This window comes from Pseudoflavonifractor phocaeensis (assembly GCF_021531815.1).
In the GTDB taxonomy this organism is placed as follows: Bacteria; Bacillota; Clostridia; order Oscillospirales; family Oscillospiraceae; genus Lawsonibacter; species Lawsonibacter phocaeensis_A.
Window position 1 is genome coordinate 73640 of record NZ_JADYUM010000005.1, and the last position, 21601, is coordinate 95240.

The 21601-nt window shown below is 61.2% G+C and carries 18 protein-coding genes and 1 tRNA gene; 6 read left to right on the forward strand and 13 right to left on the reverse strand.

All coding sequences use genetic code 11. The features are described 5' to 3' along the window. The first annotated feature begins 13 nt into the window (after positions 1–13). Genes rsxE through I6E42_RS04500 form a run of 3 tightly spaced genes read left to right on the forward strand, consistent with a single transcriptional unit; the run spans position 14 to position 2103 of the window. A complete protein-coding gene (gene rsxE / locus I6E42_RS04490) occupies positions 14–688 on the forward strand; it encodes an electron transport complex subunit RsxE (protein WP_235370729.1) in 675 nt (224 codons plus the stop codon). Continuing rightward, a complete protein-coding gene (locus I6E42_RS04495; protein WP_235370730.1) occupies positions 688–1284 on the forward strand; it encodes an electron transport complex protein RnfA in 597 nt (198 codons plus the stop codon). The genes rsxE and I6E42_RS04495 overlap by 1 nt, the downstream gene beginning before the upstream one ends. A gap of 18 nt (positions 1285–1302) precedes the next feature. Next, positions 1303–2103 carry an RnfABCDGE type electron transport complex subunit B gene (locus I6E42_RS04500; RefSeq protein WP_235370731.1) on the forward strand — a complete coding sequence of 267 codons (801 nt, stop codon included), beginning with the start codon at positions 1303–1305 and terminating at the stop codon, positions 2101–2103. Positions 2104–2275: 172 nt separating this feature from the next. Here I6E42_RS04500 and I6E42_RS04505 read toward each other — a convergent pair whose 3' ends face one another. Then, positions 2276–3469 carry an FtsW/RodA/SpoVE family cell cycle protein gene (locus I6E42_RS04505; RefSeq protein ID WP_235370732.1) on the reverse strand — a complete coding sequence of 398 codons (1194 nt, stop codon included), beginning with the start codon at positions 3467–3469 and terminating at the stop codon, positions 2276–2278. A gap of 125 nt (positions 3470–3594) precedes the next feature. Here I6E42_RS04505 and tsaE point away from each other — a divergent pair, with 125 nt between their 5' ends. Then, positions 3595–4029 carry a tRNA (adenosine(37)-N6)-threonylcarbamoyltransferase complex ATPase subunit type 1 TsaE gene (gene tsaE / locus I6E42_RS04510; RefSeq protein WP_235370733.1) on the forward strand — a complete coding sequence of 145 codons (435 nt, stop codon included), beginning with the start codon at positions 3595–3597 and terminating at the stop codon, positions 4027–4029. Positions 4030–5017: 988 nt separating this feature from the next. Then, positions 5018–5611: a toprim domain-containing protein gene (locus I6E42_RS04515; RefSeq protein ID WP_235370734.1), complete on the forward strand. Its 594-nt coding sequence runs from the start codon at positions 5018–5020 to the stop codon at positions 5609–5611. Positions 5612–5649: 38 nt separating this feature from the next. Here the strand turns inward: I6E42_RS04515 and I6E42_RS04520 are convergent, their stop codons facing one another. Genes I6E42_RS04520 through I6E42_RS04540 form a run of 5 tightly spaced genes read right to left on the reverse strand, consistent with a single transcriptional unit; the run spans position 5650 to position 10907 of the window. Continuing rightward, positions 5650–6900: a DUF2812 domain-containing protein gene (locus tag I6E42_RS04520; protein ID WP_235370735.1), complete on the reverse strand. Its 1251-nt coding sequence runs from the start codon at positions 6898–6900 to the stop codon at positions 5650–5652. Then, entirely contained in the window at positions 6897–8126 is a 1230-nt protein-coding gene (locus I6E42_RS04525) for a DUF2812 domain-containing protein (RefSeq protein ID WP_235370736.1), read from the reverse strand. The genes I6E42_RS04520 and I6E42_RS04525 overlap by 4 nt, the downstream gene beginning before the upstream one ends. 16 nt (positions 8127–8142) lie before the next feature. Next, positions 8143–9396, reverse strand: a complete 1254-nt coding sequence (locus I6E42_RS04530) for a DUF2812 domain-containing protein (protein ID WP_235370737.1) — start codon at positions 9394–9396, stop codon at positions 8143–8145. 30 nt (positions 9397–9426) lie between these two features. Continuing rightward, a complete protein-coding gene (locus tag I6E42_RS04535) occupies positions 9427–10599 on the reverse strand; it encodes a DUF2812 domain-containing protein (RefSeq protein ID WP_235370738.1) in 1173 nt (390 codons plus the stop codon). Next, positions 10596–10907 carry a PadR family transcriptional regulator gene (locus I6E42_RS04540; protein WP_235370739.1) on the reverse strand — a complete coding sequence of 104 codons (312 nt, stop codon included), beginning with the start codon at positions 10905–10907 and terminating at the stop codon, positions 10596–10598. The genes I6E42_RS04535 and I6E42_RS04540 overlap by 4 nt, the downstream gene beginning before the upstream one ends. A 202-nt stretch (positions 10908–11109) precedes the next feature. Here I6E42_RS04540 and glsA point away from each other — a divergent pair, with 202 nt between their 5' ends. Then, entirely contained in the window at positions 11110–12027 is a 918-nt protein-coding gene (glsA, locus tag I6E42_RS04545) for a glutaminase A (protein ID WP_235370740.1), read from the forward strand. Positions 12028–12078: 51 nt separating this feature from the next. Here glsA and I6E42_RS04550 read toward each other — a convergent pair whose 3' ends face one another. The 7 genes from I6E42_RS04550 to csaB all read right to left on the reverse strand — a co-directional run bounded on the left by I6E42_RS04550 (position 12079) and on the right by csaB (position 21600). Then, a complete protein-coding gene (locus I6E42_RS04550) occupies positions 12079–13026 on the reverse strand; it encodes a TIGR03943 family putative permease subunit (protein ID WP_235370741.1) in 948 nt (315 codons plus the stop codon). 11 nt (positions 13027–13037) lie between these two features. Then, a complete protein-coding gene (locus I6E42_RS04555) occupies positions 13038–14258 on the reverse strand; it encodes a CobW family GTP-binding protein (RefSeq protein WP_235370742.1) in 1221 nt (406 codons plus the stop codon). A 30-nt stretch (positions 14259–14288) separates the two neighbouring features. Then, the gene (locus I6E42_RS04560; RefSeq protein ID WP_235370743.1) at positions 14289–16184 is read right to left on the reverse strand and encodes a S41 family peptidase; all 1896 of its coding nucleotides are present in this window, start codon (positions 16182–16184) and stop codon (positions 14289–14291) included. Between the two features lie 94 nt (positions 16185–16278). Continuing rightward, complete coding sequence (locus I6E42_RS04565; protein WP_235370744.1) at positions 16279–17571, reverse strand: adenylosuccinate synthase; 1293 nt, start codon at positions 17569–17571, stop codon at positions 16279–16281. Between the two features lie 453 nt (positions 17572–18024). Then, positions 18025–18116 (reverse strand) — tRNA-Ser (locus I6E42_RS04570). A 127-nt stretch (positions 18117–18243) separates the two neighbouring features. Next, positions 18244–19287: an NADH:flavin oxidoreductase gene (locus I6E42_RS04575; protein ID WP_235370745.1), complete on the reverse strand. Its 1044-nt coding sequence runs from the start codon at positions 19285–19287 to the stop codon at positions 18244–18246. Positions 19288–19389: 102 nt separating this feature from the next. Further along, positions 19390–21600 (reverse strand): polysaccharide pyruvyl transferase CsaB, encoded by a 2211-nt coding sequence (gene csaB / locus I6E42_RS04580; protein ID WP_235370746.1) that lies wholly within the window; start codon positions 21598–21600, stop codon positions 19390–19392. Position 21601: the final 1 nt, after the last annotated feature.

Sequence of the window (21601 nt, forward strand, 5' to 3'; positions counted from 1 at the left end):
GAGTAATAGCAAAATGAAAATTTTAACCAACGGCATTCTGAACGAGAACCCTGTTCTGCGGCTTGTCCTGGGCACCTGTCCCACTCTGGCTGTCACCACCATGGCCTCCAACGGCATCGGCATGGGTCTGGCCGCCACCTTCGTGTTGATCTGCTCCAACATCGTTATCTCCGCCCTGCGGAAGATCATCCCCGACCAGGTCCGCATCCCCTGCTACATCACTGTTATCGCCGGCTTCGTGACGCTGGTCCAGATGATCGTCAAGGCCTATGTGCCCTCCCTGGATAAGGCCCTGGGCGTGTACCTGCCTCTGATCGTCGTGAACTGCATCATCCTGGGCCGCGCCGAGATGTTCGCCTCCAAGAACGGTATCCTGGATTCCGCTCTGGACGGCTTGGGCATGGGCATCGGCTTCACCATCACCCTGACCATCATGGGCTCCATCCGTGAGATCCTGGGCTCCGGCACCTGGATGTCCGGCCTGGGCGGCCTGATCCCCTCTCTGGGCGCCGACTTCGCCATCCGTGTCATCCCCGAGTCCATTGATTCCTTCTCCCTGATGACCAGCGCGCCCGGCGGCTTCTTCGTGTTCGGCATCCTGATGGCCGGCGCCACCTGGCTGACCAGCCGCCCCAAGAAGGAGAAGGCTGCCGCGCCTGCTGAGACTGCGGAAGGAGGTAATGCGTAATGGCAGTGAAACTTGCCAGCATCTTCTTTACCATGATCTTGGTGGACAACTACGTCCTTGCCAAGTTCCTGGGTATCTGTCCCTTCCTGGGCGTGTCCAAGAAGCTGGACAGCGCCGTGGGCATGTCCCTGGCCGTTACATTCGTCATGGTCATGGCCACCGCCGCCACCTGGCCCATCTACATGGGCATTCTGGAGCCCAACGGCCTGGGCTACCTCCAGACCATCGTGTTTATCCTGATCATCGCCATCCTGGTCCAGCTGCTGGAGAACTTCCTGAAGAAGTTCATTCCCGCCCTGTACAAGGCCCTGGGCGTGTATCTGCCCCTGATCACCACCAACTGCACCATCCTGGGCGTGACCATCCTGAACATCGACAACGGCTATAACTTTGTGGAGTCCATCGTCTGCGCCGCCGGCGCCGGCATCGGCTTCCTGGTGGCCATGGTCCTGTTCTCCGGCGTCCGCCGCCGCGTGGAGCAGGCCATCGTCCCCGCGTGCTTCAAGGGCCTGCCCATCACCCTGGTGGCCGCCGCTATGACGTCCCTGTCCTTCATGGGCTTCGGCGGCATCGTGTCCGCCATCTTCGGCGTCTGATAGGAGGGGAATAGTAGTATGAATCCGATTTTATTGGCAATCATCATTGTCACCGTCATCGGCCTCATCGGCGCGGTGATCCTGGTGGCCGCCTCCATCTTTATGTATGTTCCTGTGGATGAGCGCGTGGAGAAGATCACCGCCGTCTTGGCCGGCGCCAACTGCGGCGCCTGCGGCTGCGCCGGCTGTGCCGACTACGCCAAGAGCATTGTGGAAGAGGGCAACGCTGTCAACAAGTGTACCCCCGGCGGCGCCAAGACCGCTGCCGCCATCGCGGAGATCATGGGCGTGGAGGCCGGTTCCTCCGAGTCCATGAAGGCTGTGGTGGCCTGCTCCGGCACCTGTGAGAAGACCTCCAAGCGCTTTGAGTTCGAGGGTATCCAGACCTGCCAGTCCGTCAAGGGCCTCTACGGCGGCGACGGCATGTGTAAGTACGGCTGCCTGGGCTACGGCGACTGTACCCGAGCCTGCCCCTTCGACGCCATCCACCTGGTGGACGGCATCGCCAAGGTGGACCGGGAGAAGTGCGTGGGCTGCGGCGCCTGTGCCTCCGCCTGCCCCAACTCCATCATCTCCATCGTGCCCGAGCACAAGCGGAAGCCTGTGGTCCTCTGCCAGAACAAGGATAAGGGCGGCGATACCCGGAAGGCCTGCACTGCCGGCTGTATCGGCTGCATGAAGTGCACCAAGGTGTGCCACTTCGATGCCATCACCGTGGAGAACAACCTGGCCCGTATCGACCAGGAGAAGTGCAAGGGCTGCCAGCTCTGCGTCAAGGAGTGCCCTGTGGGCGTCATCCACGTGCCTGCCAACGAGTAAGCACACAAATGTACATGAAAAACCCGCCGCACCTCTGTGCGGCGGGTTTTTTGTTCGGTTTTATTCTGTTTGCAATTGTTTCAAGGAACATCTCATGGTTTGAAAAGAATGGGACCGGTGGGCCTCCGTACCCGTCTGCGCTGCTGTTCCGGAGGTTTCAAGAGAGAAAAGCTCAAACCTGGCTCCGGTCCCGCAGCCAGCTGGGCAAGGTCCGGGCCTTGATGCTGGAGACGATGCCCATGGCGGCGAACAAGGTGATGATGGAGGAGCCGCCGTAGCTGATGAAGGGGAGGGTCAGGCCCATGACAGGGAGCACATACAGGCACATACCCACGTTGAACGCCACCTGGGACAGCAGCATGCCGGCCATGCCCATGCACACATAGGCGGAGAAGGGGGAGCTGGCGTGCCGTCCCACCCATACGCAGCGAAGTACGATGAGGGACAGAAGAACAAGCAGCAGCAGGCACCCTACCATACCGAACTCCTCGCCGCAGACGGCGAAAATGAAGTCGGTGCTCCGGGCGGGAAGGGCGTCGTCGTTGAGGGCTTGGGTCTGGGTCCCGTGGAGGTAGCCCTGGCCGAACAGCCGGCCTGAGCCGATGGCCAGAAGAGAGCGGCTCTGTTGAAAGCCCTTTCCCAAGGGATCCAGGTCATGGTCAAAAACCACCCGGAAGCGCATGATGCGGTAGTCGGTCCAAAGGCTCGTCTCCGGAAGCACAAACAGCCAGAGGATCACCGTGGCCAGCGCAATGCCCCCTCCTACCAGAAGAAACCAGCGGAGATCAACGCCGGATACCCAGGCCATGGTGATGAAGATGGCGGAGTAAATGACGCACATGCCCATGTCGCCGCAGACAGCGGCGATCAGCCCCAACATGAACACAGTGAACCCTCCGATTTGAATGACAGAGGGGATGGAACTAACGCTGCGGCCCTGCTCCTGGATCTTGGTGAGCTGGAGGGCCAGCAGGAGGATAAAGGGGAGCTTGACGATCTCATTGGGCTGGAGATTCATGGGAAAGCCGGGGATGATCCGGTCCAGTGCCAGCCAGTTCCGGTTCCCGCCCACTGACTTGCCCAGGGGCGTCAGGAGCAAAAGAATGAAAACCACGCTGAAGCCCAGCAGCAGCTTCCAGTTCTTCTCGGTGAACAGCTGGAAGTCCACAAAGGTCAGCAGCATGTAGGCGATGATGCCCAGGCAGATGCCGATCACCTGAACGATGACCGCCTTGTGACCACCCTCGTACCGGGTAGCGGAGTAAATGAGCACAAGGCCGAAGCTGCTGGTAGCCAGACAGAGGGAGAGCAGAAGCAGATCGCCCTTCCGGAAGAATTCCCGGATGGGAGAGAACAGGGTGACCAAGACGTCACCTCCTTGAACTTGGGATTTAGCACTATATTTTATCACATTTTGGTGGAAAGGTAAACGGAGGCTGTGGTATAATCGGTATCGCTTTGAAAATTTTTTGTGAACGGAGGTCCTGGACCTTGACCAAAGAATATATCACCAATGGAACAGGGGAGACGGAAGAACTGGGCTGCCGGCTGGGGCGTGTGCTGGAGCCGGGAGCGGTGGTTGCCTATACCGGAGACCTGGGGGCGGGGAAAACTGCCTTTACCAGGGGGATCGCCCAGGGACTGGAGATCCCGGAACAGGTGACCAGCCCTACCTTTACCATTGTCAACGAGTATGAGGGCGGTCGGCTGCCCCTGTTTCACTTTGATATGTACCGGTTGGGTTCTTCGGAGGAACTGTTTGACATCGGTTGGGATGATTATTTGGCCCGGGGCGGAGTCTGTGCCGTGGAGTGGAGCGAGAATGTGGAGGACGCTCTGGACGATGACGCCATCCGGGTGGAGATTCGCCGGGGAGACCAGGATGACCAGCGGAGGATCACCATCATAAACGCACCGGACTTATAATAATGTCTACTGAATAAACCGCTTTGCGGTTTATGCGCGCGGCAGCGGCCGCGCAATTCCATAAAAACGGCTCCTTTGAGCCGCTTTTATGGAATTAAGCCATTGTTACAATGCGTATTTCCGCTGGAGCGCCGCAGCGCTCCAGCGGAAGGTGCAGGTTTTTGGACAATTTAGTCCAAAAACCTTGCACTTGAACAAAGCCAATGAACCTTGAAAGCCTTGGCTTTCAAGGTTTCCGTCTTTGTTCAGTACGCATTATAATAGAACGGTAAATTTTAGTTTATAGGGACAAAGGGATTTCGCCCAGCGGGGCGAGTTCCTTTTGCAGCGATGCAAAAGGAACCAAAAGATCGCTGGGGGAAGGGCTGCGCGTGAAAACACTGCGGCTGCACCTTGTGTTTTCCTTGCCCATCCCCCAGACCCCCTGATGCGGGAGAGCAGGCGGCCTCGCGTTGGCCCCAGGCCGCAAAATCTGAATTGACTCACACCGCCTTTTTGCTTCGCAAAGTTCGGAGGTTTTACGGGGGATAAGCAGTATAGCCCGCCTCGATATGGGCAAAAGCTGCTTTCGATGCGTCTTACTTCCGTGGCCCGCCGGGGCCGACCGGTGGGGCGTGCCACTGGATCAAGTTTTACACAACGGGGCGGAGCAGCGCAGTCAGGAACCACGCCGAACAGTTTGGAAACTCAGGCGCTGATATTCAGCGGTTTTTTGTATTCAAGTTTGATCCACCCAGGGCCGAAGGCCCGGAAGGCGGAGCAGCAAAACCAGGGGATGGGCGCCGGAAGTAAGGAAGGCTTTTTTGCAGGACGCCCCTTGGGGGCCGGGGCCGAAGCCCCGGAGATTTTTTGGGTACTTTTGTATCTCTACAAAAGTACCTCGCCCGGGGGCGAAACATCCCTAATCCCCCGTCCCGCCCGCAGGCGATAACTTAATACAAATAAAAATTTAGAGAATGTACGGATTGCGCATGGAGGACTGAACAATATGTTTCACATCAGGGAAGCCATCGTGGTGGAGGGCCGATATGACAAAAATACCCTGTCCCAGGTGGTGGACACTCTGATCCTGGAGACCTCCGGGTTCGGCATTTTTAAGGATCCGGAGCAGATGGCCCTGCTGCGCAGGGCGGCGGAAAAGCGGGGCCTCATCGTCCTCACCGACTCCGACGGGGCGGGCTTTGTGATCCGCAGCCGCATCAAGGGAGCGATCCCACAGGAACATGTGAAGCACGCCTATATCCCAGATGTCTACGGCAAGGAGAAACGGAAGAAGCGCGGGGGCAAGGAAGGCAAACTGGGGGTGGAGGGGATGCCGCCCCAGGTGTTGGAACAGGTCCTGCGCCGGGCCGGGGCTACTTTTCTGGAGGAGGAGCCCCCGGAGAAAGAAAGCGCCCCGCCCCTTACCAAGGCCGACCTGTTCGCCGCCGGACTCACCGGAGGCCCGGACAGCGCCGCCCGCCGCTTGGCCCTGTTAAAAGAACTGTCCCTCCCGGAACACATGAGCGCCAACGCCCTGTTAGCTGTCCTCAACGGGTGTTATTCCCGGCAGGAGGCCAGAAAGATCTTGAAGTTGACATAAAAATGCTGTGGCGGTCAGCCACAGCATTTTTTAAAGCCCTATTGCACCATTTGGATGAGCATGTCCAGATGCTGGGCCAGGTCCTCCTGACCGGCGTACCGGAACACCGCGACCCGGCCGCCCTTGCTGACGGCGGCCATCTGCCAAATTCCCTCCTCCGACCGGGCGAGGATGACAAAGTCCGTTCCGGGATACTCCATCTCCTCATAGGCCCAGCGGAGGTTGACCAGCCGGTAGAGATCCATCTGAGCCTTTGCCACTGGCCGGGCCAGGGCGGGGACAGACAGGTGGAAAGCGGTCATGTCCAGAGAGGGGGAGTAGCGGTATTTCCCGCCCTCCGGATCGGGGGAGAAGGCGTTTGGCTGAGCGCCCCCCTCCAGGCTATACCGCCTCTGCTTAACCTCGTACCACACGGGGGCCAACAGGGAGAACTGCCGTTTCGCCTGATTCCGTTCGTTGTCAAAGGAGGAAGATTCTCCGAACAGTTCCTCATAGGTGACCACCGGCTCCTGTTCCACCCCGGCCAGAGACACATAGGGCTGGGAGAAATCCTCCGTCGGGACAGTCCGGTCCAGTGCCCAGCCACCCACCAGCGCCAGCAAAAGAACGGGGGCGAGGAGCAGGGCGGCAATGTTCTCCCGGACAATTTCACGGCTGGGGCCGGGGGAGGGGGGCGGCGGCAGCCCCGCCTTCAGGGCGTCATGGATGCGCAGCAGGGTGCGGTAGTCCCGCAAGTTGATGGGAGCGCGGTAGCACAGCAGGGCTACAAAAAGAAGCAGCATGGGCTGAAACAGGTGCAGCAGGATCAGGGGCAGCCTGGCCCAGCGGTCAGGCTGTACGTCATACCTGCCGGTGGGCCAAAAGAGAGCGGCCAGCAGGAGGGCGAGCAGCACCACGGGGAACAGAAGCTGGGACCATTTGGCCCGCCGAATCTGACGGGCCAGCCGGTCCAGGGACAGGCCCTGGCTGCCGTAGTCGGTGTACAGCTCAGGGGCCTGGGGATCGGTGGTGTAAAACAGAAAGTAGGCCCGGCCAATGGAACCGATATATTCCCAGCCCGCGGCCCGGTACAGCTCCAGCTTTTCCGGGGTGGGCTCGGTGCCCTCGCCCATCCTGTTGCCGAAGGCGTCCAGGCGGAAACGGGTGCCGGGGACGCCCCCGGGCCGAAAGACGGCCCAGGAGCCCAGGCGGATGGGAAACAGCCCCAGGTTGGCCTGCTCCTCCAGCCACCGCTCCACGCCGGGGATGTCGTAGAGGGAGACGGGAATGATTTTTCGTATCGTTTTCAAGTGCCGCTCCTTTCTTCACGGTGTCCCACCATGGCAGTAATTTCCTCCAAATGTTCCGCCAGGTCTCCGTGGCCGGTGTACCGGACCAGGGCGACTTTATCTCCCCGGGCCACCGCCGCTGCCTGGAAGAGGGTGTCCGACCGGCGGGCCACCGCCAGAAAATCCACGCCCGCCTCCGGGAAGTAATCTGTGGTCCACTGTCCGGCTTCCCCGGAGGCCCACCAGATGTCGTCGTCCAAAGCCATGGCGTGGTCCAGCTGTTCCTTAGCCAAGGGGACGGCCAGCAGAGTGCCGGGCAGATCATACCACTGGATGTCCATCCGCACCCAAAGGTTGTCGGAGAGGGGTCCTTTCCCCGTCTGGACCACCTGCCACTGGTCCCGGCACAGGAGGTACTGCTCCCGGCGGCAGAAGTTGGCGTAGTCGATACCCTGGGTAACGTAGTGGTCGGGCTGGAAATCCTCTCCCTCCAGCGAGGCGATGGACAGGGGCGTGAAGGCGTCCAGCCGGTCCAGAGACTCCATCTGACCGCCTGTGAGCGGGAGGAGGTACTGGGTCATGAGAAGAACGCCCCATACCGCCAGGGTCACCAGAAAGATGGCCAGGGCCCCAAGCTGCCGTTTGGGGTAGAAGGACCGGTGCTCCATGGGTACCCCCGCCCGCAGCCGGCGGGTGAGTGATGTGATGTGCCGCAGCTGGGTGAAGGACTGGGGCAGCAGGAGCAGGAGGCAGACCAGGGTGACCGCGATCAGGGGGGCGGCGCTGGTGGTGAGCAGGGCCAGCACCGGCTGGCCCTCTCCAAACAGCATCAGCAGGCACAGAACCAGAAGCAGAGGGGCCAGAAGTACGTTGAGCAGACAGCCCCGGACCAGGGACCGCCGCAATTTCTCCCACCGCTCCCCCTGAAGCTCCGGGTCGGAGTGAGGCTCCGGGGCATCTGGGTCCCGGGTGGAGAAAAGGAGCATGGTGTTGGATACCCGTCCCTCGTAGTCCCAGCCGAAGTCCCGGTACAGGTCCAGCATGTCCTGGGGCGGTTCCTCCTCCAGACGGAGATAACGGGGCTCCACCCGGTAGCGGATCTGGGCGGAGGGTTCTCTGGCAAAGGTACAGAACAGGGGACGAAAGCGCTCCAGCCGCAGCCCCCGCAGGGCCATGTCCTCCAGCCAGCTCTCCACTCCGTCCACGTCGTATTGACTCATGGGCGTCAATTTGTAAACACGATTCATGGTGATTCCTCCGCTGTCAGTCCATTTGTTCCACCAAGCGGTCCAGGCAGGTTTCGGGAGCGGGTAGACCGCGGACTACCAGGCGGAACACCCGGCTGTCCTTGCGGCCCAGGTAGTACCGGGTCGCGGGTTCATCGTCGGTGCGGTATTCCGTAACATAAAGTTCATCCAGACCGTTGTAAGAGAGGGCTTGAAAACCGTCGGTAAGCACTACATGGGCGCCCAGGGACAGCTCCGCCTGGTTTTTCCGGTAATCGATCAGCGATTTCCAGATGTCATCGGCCAGAATATGAGTCAGGTGCGCCGCGGTCCCGGAGAAATTGGCCCGGTAATAGCCCACGGAGGTGAACAGTTCCCGGCAGCCGTCTGAAAATTGAGCACTGCCACCCTGGCTCCAGAAATATTGTTCCGGGCAGAGCAGAGAGCGGCGAAAGGTGTCCGGACGGGGCATTTTGTCGTAAACTGTCTCAGGGGTAAAGGAATTGGCTTCCGTTCCATCCAGAGCTTCCTCCAGCGTAACGTGGGGGAAATTGTAGTCCTCCGGGTCAGACAGCCGCCAGGTCAGGTGGGGCGTCATCCAACAGTAGAGGGCAAGAACGACAGCCATCAGAGCAAAGATACCATAGTCACGCACCAAAGGGTGGACCCGCCGCTTCCAGCGGCGGCATTCCTCCAGGGGGATGCCGTCCAGCAGCTGTCTCCGCAGCTGTTTCAGCTTTCTCACTCTGCGGAGGGTGGGAAGGAGGCACAGCAGCAGCCAGCTGACCATTAGAATCAGCCACAGCAGGGCACGTTCCGTGTTTAAAATGACAAATTGAGGGATGGACCAGGGTGCGGTAAACAGGGTGCGAAGTTCATCCCGCATGATGAAAGCCATACAGGCCAGACTCAATGGAAGAGCCCGACGCTGCCTCCGGATCAGCTTGGTCAGAGTCCCGCCCTGGGTCACCGGGTCGGTGTGGAGGCGGGGGGCCGACGGGTTCTCGGAACGGTAGACATAATACATGCCGTGGAGGGTGGTCACATAGTCCCAGCCCATTTGGGCGTAGTTCTCGTTGCGCTCGGGTTCAATGTCGTAGCAGGTGGACACATCCAGGGCGTACCGTACCCCCGCCTTGGGGGGGCCGGGGCGGAATTGGGCGCGGTTTTCCGATAGCTTCACCAGGTGGAGCCCCTGGGCGGCCATGACGGAGAACCACTCCGCCAGCCCCGCCATGTCAAAGACCTCCACGGGGAGATACCGTTTGACCAGCTTTTCCTTTCGTTCCATTTGTGCTGCCTCCTTACAGGGCGAAGGGCGTTACAGTCCTTCCATCATCTGGGCGAAGTGGTCCAGGTAATCGGTCAAATCCTTGTCTCCACGGTACTCCGCCTGGAGAACGGTGTTTCCACGCCGGAGGATCAGGGACATGCCCGTCTCGCCGCGGCTGGCCAGCATCTGGTCCAGGCTGAGGCCGGAGGTCAGCTTTCCGTAGCCCTCTAAGCTGTAGTCATAGTCGTGGGTCCGGCTCAATTCATCCATGCTCTGTACCGCGATAAAGGGGAGCAGGTACCGGGTGATCCGAATCTCCAGATGGGGGACTTTGTTCAGGGAGACGCTGTTGTCATCGTGGCGGAAGGAGCCGTACTGCTGAAAATACCAGCGTTCCGGGCCCAGGGGAGTGTCCCCGTGGGAAATATAGTCCATATTGTAAAATTGATCCCCGCTGAGCGGAAAATCCACCCCCTCGATCTCGGACAGGGTGACGAAGCCGGAGCCCTCCAGGGGATAAGGGTCGTAGTCCATTCCGAAGAAATAGACAAAGAGCTGTGCCCCCACCGGCAGCAGGATCAGGATACTTACTGCCAGCAGCCAGCCGCCGCTCCGCCGGGGGCGGGGCGGTGTTTCACCGGACAGCACCTCAATGCGGTGCTTCCGAAGCCGGACCAGTCCCAGGAGCCAGGACAGGTCCGCCAGGGCCAACCCAGTTAGAGACAGAGCGAAGGGGATTACATTGCGGGCGTAAAGGGTCTCCACCGGGAACCAGCGCAGCCAGTACAGGAGATTGCTGAGGCTGTTGGGGCGGAAAAAAGCCAGTAGGAAAAAGTTACCCAGCAGCAATCCAATTCCGCCCAATAGCTTCTGTTTGAAAAACCGGTTCAGGACGTAGGCTAGGGTGTCTGGGTCAGTATGGGCTTGGGCCGATCTGTCCTCCGTGGCAAAGACATAGTAATTTTTTCGGAAAATGCCCAGATACCGCCACCCGGCCTCCTCATACAGGGCATTGAGCTCCGGATCATCGTCATAGGTCTTGTCCCGGGCGGGCTCAAGGTGGAACTGTAGGGCGTTAGGCGTGCCTTTCTGAAAAAGGGTCAGAGGCCCGGCGGTCATGGAGAACAGCAGCCCCTTGGACGCCATGCCCTCCAGCCACTGTTCCAGAGCGGGAATATCATATCCGTTTACCGGGGTCACCCGGCAGCATGTCTTATTCATTCTTCTTCCTCCTCTCCGTCGGCCACGCAGGCCCGCAGCCGCTCCAGCTCCTCCCGGTAGGCGGCCCGGCCCTTGTCCGTCAGCCGGTAGGTCCGCTTGCGGCCCTCCACCTGAGTCTCCTCGATCAGCTTTTCTTCCTGAAACTTGGCCAGCAGGGTATAGAGGGTGCCGGGGCCAAGCCGCACCCGGCCCCGGGTCTTTCGTTCCACAAATTCGGTGATCTCCGTGCCGCACATATCCCGCTTTAAGAAGGACATGAGGACATAAAACATGGGTTCGGTCAGCGGTCCGCGCTCTTTGCTTCCCATGTGCATCCCACCTCTCGCAATATCGAGACACAATATCGACTAACGATATTATAAGGTAAGGACACCACGCTGTCAATAGGAGGGGGAGAGGCGTTGGACAATATGGGGAGCGGGACCATCTTCCGTTGACTTTCCACTGGTCATAAGCTACAATAAACATGGGACAATGGGGTCCTGAAAAAAGTCCAAGGAGGGACTTATTATGGAGGAACTGCTGGAGGAGCTGCTGGAGGAATGCCGCCCCTATACCCAACAGGGGAATGTGGCCACCTATATCCCGGAACTGGCCAAGGGGGACCGGAACGATCTGGGCATCTATGTGCTCCGCAGCGACGGGCGGCACTACCAGGCGGGTACTTACCAGAAGTGCTTTACCATCCAGAGCGTGGTCAAGCCCATTCTGCTGCTGCTGGCGTTGATGGACAACGGGGAGGAGTATGTCCGGTCCCGGATCGGCGTGGAGGCCACCGGGAAGCCCTTTGACGCCATCAACGTCACCGACCAGACCCTGCTCAGCGAGCATTTGAATCCCATGGTGAACATGGGAGCCATCGCCATGTGCAGCCTGCTCAGGGGCGCGGATTACCAGGAACGGTTCCAGCGGCTGCTGGACCTGACCCGGAAGCTGGCCAACAACCCGGACATCCAGGTGGACCAGGCGGTCTACCAGTCAGAAAAGCGGACGGGCAGCAAAAACCGGGCTTTGGCCTTCCTGCTGAAAAGCTACGGCCTGCTCCAGGATGACGTGGAGGAGGTACTGGACTGCTACTTCAAGGCCTGCTCCATTTCGGTGAACAGCAAGGACCTGGCCAATATCGGCTTTGTCCTGGCCAACCGGGGCAAGCATCCCCAGTCCGACGAGCGGATCTTCCCCAGCCGGTACGCCCACTATGTCAACGCCATCCTCATGACCTGCGGCATGTACGACGGCTCCGGCGATTTCGCCATCAACGTGGGCGTCCCCGCCAAGAGCGGCGTGGGAGGCGGCATCATGGCCGTGGTCCCTACCCGCATGGGCATCGGGATTTTCTCCCCTGCTCTGGATGCGAAAGGCAACAGTCTGGCGGGCATTCAGGTGCTGGAGCGACTGTCCCAGCGGATGTATTTGAGTATTTTCTAACTACTGGAAATAAAAATTTCCCGGCACAAGTGTGCCGGGAAATTTTTTCGTTTATCGGAAATAGACCAGGGGGTCCTCGGGCCGCTGGGCCTTCTCCACGGACTGGGCGTAGAGGACCACGCCCTCCCCGTCGTAGACCGAGGCGTCCTCCCATTTGATCTCAGCGGTGACGGTGATCCACTCGCCCTTTTTCAGGGAGCGGGCCCTGTCGTACTTACATAGGAAGCCGAAGAACCGGATGTCCTCGGCACAGCAGGTCATGGCATTGCGGCCGGGGACGAAGGAACCCTTGGGCAGCCGCATCCCGGTCATGGCCTGGGCCTTGTAGGTGATGGTCTTGCCCACATAGCGCTCCGGGTGCTCCTGGATGTCCAGGTACCAGATGCCGTAGTCCGGATCCTCCAGGGTGATGTGGGGGTCCTCCAGGGAGTAGGGGAGGATGTCCTCCACCTCCAGCTCCTCGCCCTTGTCGTCCTCAAAGACGATCTCGCACATCCGGTTGGCTGCCCGGATGGACCGCTTCCAGCCGGACATGGGCATGTCGGAGGTACAGCGGTTGAACAGCACCATGTCCGCCTCGGTGACCATGTCGATGATCATGGACTGCATGTTGTTGCGGTACATCTCGAAGGTGGTGCCGTCGATGACGTCGATGGCCTGGTACAGGCCCCAGGTCTTGGGCAGCTTCAGGTCCCGGAGGATCTGGATGGGCCACATGCCGTTGTACTCCACCAGCACCCGCTCGGGCTGGTAGCGCCGGTCGATCTCCTGGAGAAAGGCGGTGTTCAGCTGCTCCTGGCTCTCCACGGGGATCAGACGGCAGTTGCGGTGGGACAGCTGCTGCTGGTCGTATTCCGTCTCGCCGTCCTCACACATGAGCAGGACGGTGCGCTGGCCGTCGTTAAAGTAGTCCATGTTCAGGGTGTCGGTGAGCAGGGTGGTCTTGCCGCTGTCCAGAAAGCCGGTGATCAGATACAGGGGGATACGGGAATCTTTCATCCTAGCTCACCTCACGCCAGCAGGAACAGCTTTTCCAGCTCCGCTTCCTTCAGATCAGAGCCGATGACGCACAGGCGGCCGGTGTAGTCGGCTCCGCCCTCGCGGATCTGGAACTCGCCGGGGACCAGGTCGAAGTGGAGCCAGCTCTCGCCTTCTTCGCAGGGAACCATGCCCTTGGCCCGGAGAATGATGCCCATGTCCTCGCTCATGGCCAGGACAGACAGGATGTCCTGCAGCTCCTCGCGGCTGTATTTCCGGGGCGTCTCGCGGCCCCAGGAGGTGAACACCTCGTCGGCGTGGTGGTGATGGTGCATGGTGGAGTGGAGGCAGCTGTCGCACAGGTCGCACGCGTTGCAGGCGCCTTCACAGCCCAGCTCGGCGTGGATAGCGTCCAGCTCCTCCTGGGTGTGGTGGTGGCCGCAGCCGCAGGCGTCGTGGTCGTGATGGTGCTCGTGGTCGTGGTCGTGATGGTGCTCATGCTCGTGGTCGTGATGGTGCTCATGCTCATGGTCGTGATCATGGTCGTGGTCGTGATGGTGATGCTCATGGTCGTGGCAGCCGCAGTCACAGTCCTCGTCGTGGTCATGATGGTGCTCGTGCTCGATCTCCTCCATCAATTCCTCGGCCAGGGAGTGTCCGCCCTCCATGGCGGCGATGATCTGGGCACCGGTCAGCTGGTCCCAGGGGGTGGTGAGGATGGCGGCCTTGGGGTTCTTCTCCCGCAGCAGGTGAACCGCGGCGTTCAGCTTACCCTCGTCCATCTTCTGAGTCCGGGACAGGAGGATGGCGGAGGCGTGCTCCACCTGGTTGTTGAAGAACTCACCGAAGTTTTTCATATACACCTTGGCCTTGGTGGCGTCCACCACGGTGACGAAGCTGTTCAGGTGCAGCTCGGGGGTGTCCTTCTGGACCCGTTCCACGGCGGCCACCACGTCGGACAGCTTGCCCACGCCGGAGGGCTCGATGACGATGCGGTCGGGGGCGTAATCGGTGAGCACCTGCTTCAAAGCGGTGCCGAAGTCGCCCACCAGAGAGCAGCAGATGCAGCCGGAGTTCATCTCGGTGATCTGCACCCCGGCATCCTTCAAAAAGCCGCCGTCGATGCCGATCTCGCCGAATTCGTTCTCAATGAGGACGATTTTTTCTCCCTTGAAGGACTCGTCCAGCAGCTTCTTGATCAGGGTGGTCTTGCCGGCACCCAGGAAGCCGGAAATAATGTCAACTTTGGTCATAAAATGGTCAGTTCCTTTCCATATAATTTATTATTCTTGTGCTGCGCCATCCCAGAGCAGGTGAGTGGCCTCCATCAGCTGGCACAAAAGGCCGGCGGCCTGGGCGCGGGTGGCGGGAGCGGTGGGCTGGGACAGGTCCAGGGTGATTCCCAATTCAGCCAGGTTCCGGGCGGGCGCCTGGGCCCAGTCGGCAAACTCATAGTACGTTGCCCACTCCTGGGGTTTCAGGGTCTCCTGGCTGATGGCGTAGCCGTCCATGGAGAGCCAAGCAGCAGCGGTGGACAGGATGGTGACGGCCTCCTGGTAGGTGATGGCCGCGTCGGGCTGGAAGGTGCCGTCGCCGCAGCCGACGATAAAGCCCTTGGCCGCCATGGCGGACACATAGGGGGCGTACCAGGCGTTGGCGCTGACGTCGGAGAAGGAGGGAGATTTTGTACTGGCGGGCAGGTTCAGCGCGTTGGCCAGCAGGGTGCAGAACTGCGCCCGGGTAATGGCGTCCTGGGGATGGAAGCAGCCGTCCTCATAGCCGGCCACCAGACCGTAGCAGGCCAGAGTCTCGATTTGTTCTTTCTCGTCCAGATCGCCGGGCAGATCGGGGAAGGAACAGCGGCTGCTGAAACCCTCCAGATTTAACTCAGCGGCCAGACTCTCGGGGCGGATTGCTGTCCAGATCTTGGCTCCGGTCCCTTTGTACAGCTTGGCGGCGGGGGGCAGAGCCTCCAGCAGCTCTGTAAAGGCGGCGATATTCTCCGCCGCTTTGGCCTCATCCAGGTCAATGTAGAAAGTATATCCCGCCAGCTCCAGCTTCAGGAACCCGTCGACCCACAGGGGCTCGGGGGAAGACAGGAGCATGGCGGCGGCGAAGGTGTTTTCCGGGGAGACCAGCAGGGTGGGCAGCACGCCCACAATGTGGTTGGTGGTGCCGTCGGGGGAGAAGAAGCGGTAGGCGGTAATTTTCAGTGTATCCCCGTCGAAAAGACCCTGGGTATTGTCCTCGTCAAAGGCAATTTGGGCGATCCCTTTGCCGAAGGTGCGCTGGCCGATGGCGATGCCGAAGCCGTGGTCCCGGGCGGCGGCGGAAAAAAGCTCGGAGCCGCTGGCGGAGTATGGGCTGGTCAGAACGATCAGGGGCTTGTCGGTGAGGTCAGGGCAGGAGGAAGAGGTGTAGACGTAGCTGTATTGCCCGTCAGCGTCCCGGAAGTAGACCATGACGTTGCTACCGGAGAACAGGCCGGCGGAGCCGGCGGCGGCATTGCTGGTGCCGCCGGGGTTGCTGCGCAGGTCGATGATCCAGATGGAGACGTCCTTGTCCAAAGTCTCCAGAGCCTCCTGGATGGTGGAGACGGTGCTCTCCCCGAAGCTGGTGCAGTCGATGATCCCCGCGTCTCCATACTGTTCATAGGTGACGATGGGGATGGCCACGGCGCGGCGGGTCAAGGTATAGTCCTTCTGCAGGCCGTCGGCCTGGCGAATGACGGTGATGGTGACGGCGGTGCCGGACTCGCCGCCGATCATGCCGCGGACGTCCATGTCGGAGGTCAGGGTGGTCCCATCCACCGCGACGATCCGGTCCCCAGCCTCCAGGCCGGCCTCCTGGGCGGGGGAGTTGTCCAGAATGGACATGATCCGGTAGCCGTTGTCAAAAGCGGTCTGTATGGATACACCGATGCCTACCACCGACGTTCCGTTGACGGACTCCAGGAAGGACTGGTATTCCTCGGCGGACATATAGGAGGTGTAGGGGTCGCCCAGGGCCTCCAGGATCTCGTCCAGAGAATCCATTGCGAGGTTCTCCTCGGGGATCTCGTCCACGTAGTATTGCCGGAGCAGATCTTTGGCGTCCTCCAGCTCCAGGGCGGAGGCGGGCAGGGCGGAGAGGGACAGGGTGAGGGCCAGCGCCAGGAGAAGAGCGAATTTTTTCTTCATCGTATACTCCTTAATTAACAGATGGGAAGGGAAAATGGTGGGTCGTGCAACGCCGGATGCCACACTGTGGCATCCGGCGTGGTGGATGAGACTATTACAGCTTGGAGGCGCGGTGGGTGATCTCGTCACGCTTGGGGCCGGTGGAAACCAGCGTGATGGGGTAGCCGATCTGGGCTTCCAGGAAGTCCACGTAGGCGCGGGCGTTCTCGGGCAGGGCGTTGTAATCCTTGCAGCCGCGGATGTCGCACTTCCAGCCGGGCAGGGTGGTGAATACAGGCTTGGCCCGCATCAGACTGGGGGTGGTGGGGAACTTGTCGGTGACCTGGCCGTCGATCTCATAGCCGGTGCAGACGGGGATCTCGTCCAGATAACCCAGCACGTCCAGGCAGGTCAGGGCCACCTGGGTAGCGCCCTGGACCATGCAGCCGTACTTGGTGGCCACAGCGTCGAACCAGCCCACGCGGCGGGGGCGGCCGGTGGTGGCGCCGAACTCACCCTTGTCGCCGCCCCGGACCCGCAGCTCGTCTCCGGCCTGGCCGGTGACCTCGCTGACGAAGGGCTCCTTGCTGGAACCCACGGAGGAGGAGTAGGCCTTGGTGACGCAGATCACGTCCTCCACGGCGGTGGGAGGAACGGCGGCGCCCACACAGCCGAAGCCGGCCAGGGTGTGGGAGGAGGTGGTCATGGGGAAGATGCCCAGGTCGGGGTCCTTCATGGAGCCCAGCTGGCCCTCCAGCAAAATGGTCTTGCCTGCCTTCAGGGCGTCGTGGACAAAGCCCACCGCGTCGCCCACATAGGGACGGATGACCTCACGCAGCTCCAGCAGCTGGTCCATCAGCTCGTCCACATCCAGGGCGGGCTTGTGGTACAGGTGCTCAAAGAGCACGTTCTTGATGGCCACAGCGGCGGTGAGCCGCTCCCGCAGGCGGGGCTCGTCAAACAGGTCGCAGACCTGAATGCCGATTTTGGCGTACTTGTCGGAGTAGAAGGGAGCGATGCCGCTCTTGGTGGAGCCGAAGGCTTTGCCGCCCAGGCGCTCCTCCTCATAGGCGTCCTGGAGCACGTGGTAGGGCATCAGCAGCTGAGCCCGCTCCGAGACGATCAGGTTGGGGGCGGGTACCCCCTGGTCAGTGATGGATTTCAGCTCGGCCACCAGCTTTTTGGCGTCCAGCGCCACGCCGTTGCCGATGATGTTGGTGATGTGGGGATAGAAGGTGCCGGAGGGGAGAATGTGCAGGGCGAACCGGCCATAGTCATTGATGATGGTGTGGCCCGCGTTGGCTCCGCCCTGAAAACGGATGACCACATCGGACTGTTCCGCCAGCATATCGGTGATCTTGCCTTTGCCCTCGTCGCCCCAGTTGGCGCCTACGATCGCTTTTACCATATCGTTACCTCCGTGGGCCGGGATTCGCAACCGCTTTACGGATTTGCCTTATCCGGCTCATAACGCAACAAAATAATTATACTGCTTTTTGCCGTTGCTGGCAAGGGGAAAGTGGTGAGAAAATAGCCAAAAACCAGCCGTAAGTCCGAAAATGTACCGTGTAAGAAGTATGGTTGCCCAGTGTGGATGCCGCGGCAGGGGAGAGGCCGGCGTGTGCAGAATTGTGTGTAAAATTCTCTACGGTATAGAGAGTATTGAAAGGGCAAAAAAGAAGAAACCCGAAGCTGTTCCGCTTCAGGTCACTTTTGTCAAGAGGCTTTATACCGAATATTTCCGTTTCTGATCCAAACCGAAGCCCAGCGCGGCGGGTTCGGTTTGGGAAGGAGCCGCAGAGAATGAGTGCGCGGTGAAATAAAAAAATTCGCCGCAAGCGATATCTCGCTTGCGGCGATGTGGCGGAGTAGGAGGGATTCGAACCCTCGGACGGCTTTTGACCGTCACACGATTTCCAGTCGTGCCCGTTATGACCACTTCGATACTACTCCATCTCAGAGGCCGTCGGGGTCATCGCGACAGCAACATGTATTATACCAGCTTTTTGCCCGGAGTCAACCCCTTTTCCAAAATTTTTTGACGAAAATTTTCAGCGGGGGAATATGGGCGCAAAGGGACTCAGCCCCTGGAGCCGAACACTTTGGACAACTGGGGAATGGGGACGGTGTGCTGGACGCAGCGGACAGGCCGCTGCCGGTAGACCTTGTAGCAGCCGTTGCAGGCCAGACAGGCGCTCTCCTCCTGGACGCCTGCCTCCATGCGGGCGATAAAGTCGGGCTGGCAGATCAGGGCGCGGCTGAAGGAGACGAAGGGGATGCCGGCCGCCAGCACGTTTTGGGCGGTCTGAAGGGAGAAAATGCCCCCTACCAGGATCAGAGGCATGGAGATACCGTCTCGGGCCTGTTCCAGGTCCCGGAGGTAGAAGGGCTCTTTGACCCCGGCGCGGGCGGAAAAGTCCACGCCGCTGACTTCGGCGCCGTCCACATCCGCTTCCTGGAACAGGTTCAGAAGGCCGTGGAGGTCTCCGCAGCCATTGGCGTCCAGCTTGACTAACAGGGCGAAGTCCTTGCCGCAGGCCCGGCGCACCGCGGTTAAAATGCGGCTTGTCAGGCGAAACCGGTTTTCCAGACTGTCGCCGTATTCGTCGGTCCGCAGGTTGGTCCGGGGATTGAGGAAGGAGGATAGCAGGTAGCCGTGGGCGTTGTGGATCTGCACCCCGTCCCAGCCCGCCTGCTGGCAGAGCCGGGCGGCAAAGACGAACTGATCCACCAGCCGGTCCAATTCCTCCAGGGAAAAGTCGGCGGGATTTTTGGCGGGGAGGCCGTTAACGGCGGGCGGGGCCTTGGGCCCGCTGTGGCTGAGTTGGGCCACCAGCTTTCCGCCGTGGGCGTGGACTCCGGAGGCGGCCAGGCGGAGGAGTTCCGGGTCGGCACGGCTGTCCATCACGGGCTGTCCCTCGTCGGCGCGCTGGCTGCCGTCTACGGAGAAATGCCCGGTGATGACAAGACCGACCTGGTTTTTCGCCAGCTCGATGAGGGTGTCCGCCCACACCCGGGTCAGACGGCCATCAGGCTCCGACAGGTGTTCGTTGGTGGCTGAGCGCACCGTCCGGTTTTTCAGTGTGAGGGGACCCAACTGGGCCTGTTCCCAGAGCTCATACATGGCACGTGCCTCCTTTTTTAAAATTGTACTCCACCGTGAAATGGGTGTCAAGGCGTTGAAGTACAAGCAAATGCCCCGGGCCGTTCCGGTCCGGGGCACAGGTCATTTCTTATGTTGTTCCAGCATCTCCAGCAGCAGCCGCTCATTTTCCCGGGCATCCTGGGTCAACTGGGCGGACTTCTGACGCAGGCGGGCCAGCACATCGCCGTATTCGGCCATCATGGCATCGGCGCGGCGGATGGCCTCGTCCCCGTCAAAGGAATCCACGTATCCGGCGGCGGGCAGGTCCAGTTCCCGTAGGTAGCTGTCCACCTTGGGGTCGTAGACCAGGCCCATGGAGGGCACTGCCATCCGGGCGGCGAAAATGAGGGTGTGCAGCCGCATGGCCAGACACAGGCGGGCCTGACCCAAGACCGCCATCAGTTCCCGGGGGGTGCAGGGCTCGTCCAGCAGGAAGGAGGGCTCCTTCATAAACTGCCGGACCTGCTGGGCGGCGGTCCGGTCCCGGCTGGGCTGCATCAGGAGGAACAGCACCTCCATGCCGTGGGTCCGGCGCAGGTGGTCGCACAGCCGGGCCAGTTCCCTGCAGAAGTGCTCTGTGTCCGGCCAGTCCCGGACGGAGACGGCCACAAAGGGCATACCGGGGGCAAGACCGGCGGCCTGAAGCAGTTCCCGGCCCCGGGCCTCGGGGGCGGGGGAGAGGTGGAACACCGGGTCGGCGGTGACGTAAAGGTCCGGGCGGTCCACCCCCATGTCGGCCAGCTCCCGGGCGGAGCTGTGGTCCCGGAGGGTGACCAGAGTGGCACGCTCCACCACTTTTTTGACCCTGCGGCGGTTGGCGGGACGGCGGACGGGGCCGATGCCGTTGGCATAGAGCATCACCGGTTTGCCCAGCCACTGGGCGCAGCGGATGACAGCCAGATAGTAGAGCAGGGAGCGGGTGGAGGTGGTGTCCTGGAGCAGACTGCCGCCGCCGGACAGCAGCGCGTCGCTGCGGCGCAGGGCGGAGAACACCTTCCACACCCGGAACCGGGGGATGGCGTCCATGCCGTACTGGGCATGGGTCAGTTCGGGGTCGTTGGACAGAACGGTGACGGCCACGTCGTCGCTGGCCTCGTGGATGGCCTGCTGGATGGACTCCAGAATGGCGTCGTCTCCGGCATTGGAGAAGCCGTAGTAGCCGCTCATCACCACCCGGTGGCGGCGGCGGCGCACCTGGTCGTAGACGGACAGGCAGTCGTCGGTCATGCGGTGGACGGAATAGTGCTGCTGGACCACGCTTCGGCCATAGTTACCCAATTCCTTCCGGGTGTCTTGGGGGAGGGAGAGGGCGGCGGTGAGGTCGGAGAGCAGCTGCTCCTGGGTGGCGGTGGGGTCGGTGCGGCAGCAGAAGTTGGTGTCCACCGCCTTGTCCAGCAGCCCCGGGGTGAACAGGCCGGTGTGGCCCTGGGCCCCGGAGAGGACCACGGGCTTGCAGGCGGACATGGCCTCCAAGGCCGCCCGGGACACGCCCACAAACAGGTCGCAGGCGGCCACCAGCAGATTCACGTCGGTGCGGGGGCCGGTGAGGACCAGACAGTCCCGGCCCATGGCCTGATTGACCTCCCGGGCCCGGGTAGACAGTTCCTCGTAGACGGCGCCGCCGCCCACAATGAGGATGCGAATGCCGGGAAAGGCCCGGTCCAGGGCGGGGGCGTTCTCAATGAGCTGGCGGGCGGCCAGGGCGGTCTCCGCGTCCAGCCGGCTGACGTGGCCGATGACGGGGGCGTCCCCCAGCCCGAGCTCCCGGCGTACCGTCTCGCCGGAGACCTCCGGGGAGAACTTATCGGTGTCGATGCCGTTGATGGTGAGGGTGATGTGCTGGGGTGGGATCTGATACTGGTGGATCAGATAGTCCCGGATGTCCTCGGACACCGCCAGGGTACGGTCGCCCCAGTTGGACAGCAGGCGCAGGACGCCGCTGACCTGGTACACCCCGTGGCAGGAGGTGACGAAGGGGAAGCCCATGGACCGCTGGAGCCGGCCGCAGAGAAACGCGGGAATGCGGGCGTGGGCGTGGACCACATCGGGCCTTTCTGTCCCGATCACCTCCCGCAGGACGGCTATGGACCGGCGCATGTCGGACAGGGAGCGCCGGTGCAGGGGAGCGCTGTAGTGGCGGATTCCGGCGGCGGTGATCTCGGGGACATAGACGCCCCCGTTGGACACCACCACCACCTGGTGGCCCCGCTTCTGGAGCTCTTTGGACAGCTCCACAATGTGGGTCTCCGCTCCGCCGATGTCCAGGCCCATGGTGGCCATTAAGATCTTCATG

Bases quoted from the DNA above. Each gene is read 5' to 3' on its own strand.
- I6E42_RS04500 (WP_235370731.1), top strand. From the start codon at position 1,303: ATGAATCCGATTTTATTGGCAATCATCATTGTCACCGTCATCGGCCTC.
- glsA (WP_235370740.1), top strand. From the start codon at position 11,110: ATGGAGGAACTGCTGGAGGAGCTGCTGGAGGAATGCCGCCCCTATACC.
- I6E42_RS04530 (WP_235370737.1), bottom strand. From the start codon at position 9,396: ATGGAACGAAAGGAAAAGCTGGTCAAACGGTATCTCCCCGTGGAGGTC.
- I6E42_RS04515 (WP_235370734.1), top strand. From the start codon at position 5,018: ATGTTTCACATCAGGGAAGCCATCGTGGTGGAGGGCCGATATGACAAA.
- I6E42_RS04575 (WP_235370745.1), bottom strand. From the start codon at position 19,287: ATGTATGAGCTCTGGGAACAGGCCCAGTTGGGTCCCCTCACACTGAAA.
- I6E42_RS04555 (WP_235370742.1), bottom strand. From the start codon at position 14,258: ATGACCAAAGTTGACATTATTTCCGGCTTCCTGGGTGCCGGCAAGACC.
- rsxE (WP_235370729.1), top strand. From the start codon at position 14: ATGAAAATTTTAACCAACGGCATTCTGAACGAGAACCCTGTTCTGCGG.
- I6E42_RS04495 (WP_235370730.1), top strand. From the start codon at position 688: ATGGCAGTGAAACTTGCCAGCATCTTCTTTACCATGATCTTGGTGGAC.
- csaB (WP_235370746.1), bottom strand. From the start codon at position 21,600: ATGAAGATCTTAATGGCCACCATGGGCCTGGACATCGGCGGAGCGGAG.
- I6E42_RS04535 (WP_235370738.1), bottom strand. From the start codon at position 10,599: ATGAATAAGACATGCTGCCGGGTGACCCCGGTAAACGGATATGATATT.
- I6E42_RS04540 (WP_235370739.1), bottom strand. From the start codon at position 10,907: ATGGGAAGCAAAGAGCGCGGACCGCTGACCGAACCCATGTTTTATGTC.
- I6E42_RS04550 (WP_235370741.1), bottom strand. From the start codon at position 13,026: ATGAAAGATTCCCGTATCCCCCTGTATCTGATCACCGGCTTTCTGGAC.
- I6E42_RS04525 (WP_235370736.1), bottom strand. From the start codon at position 8,126: ATGAATCGTGTTTACAAATTGACGCCCATGAGTCAATACGACGTGGAC.
- I6E42_RS04565 (WP_235370744.1), bottom strand. From the start codon at position 17,571: ATGGTAAAAGCGATCGTAGGCGCCAACTGGGGCGACGAGGGCAAAGGC.
- I6E42_RS04560 (WP_235370743.1), bottom strand. From the start codon at position 16,184: ATGAAGAAAAAATTCGCTCTTCTCCTGGCGCTGGCCCTCACCCTGTCC.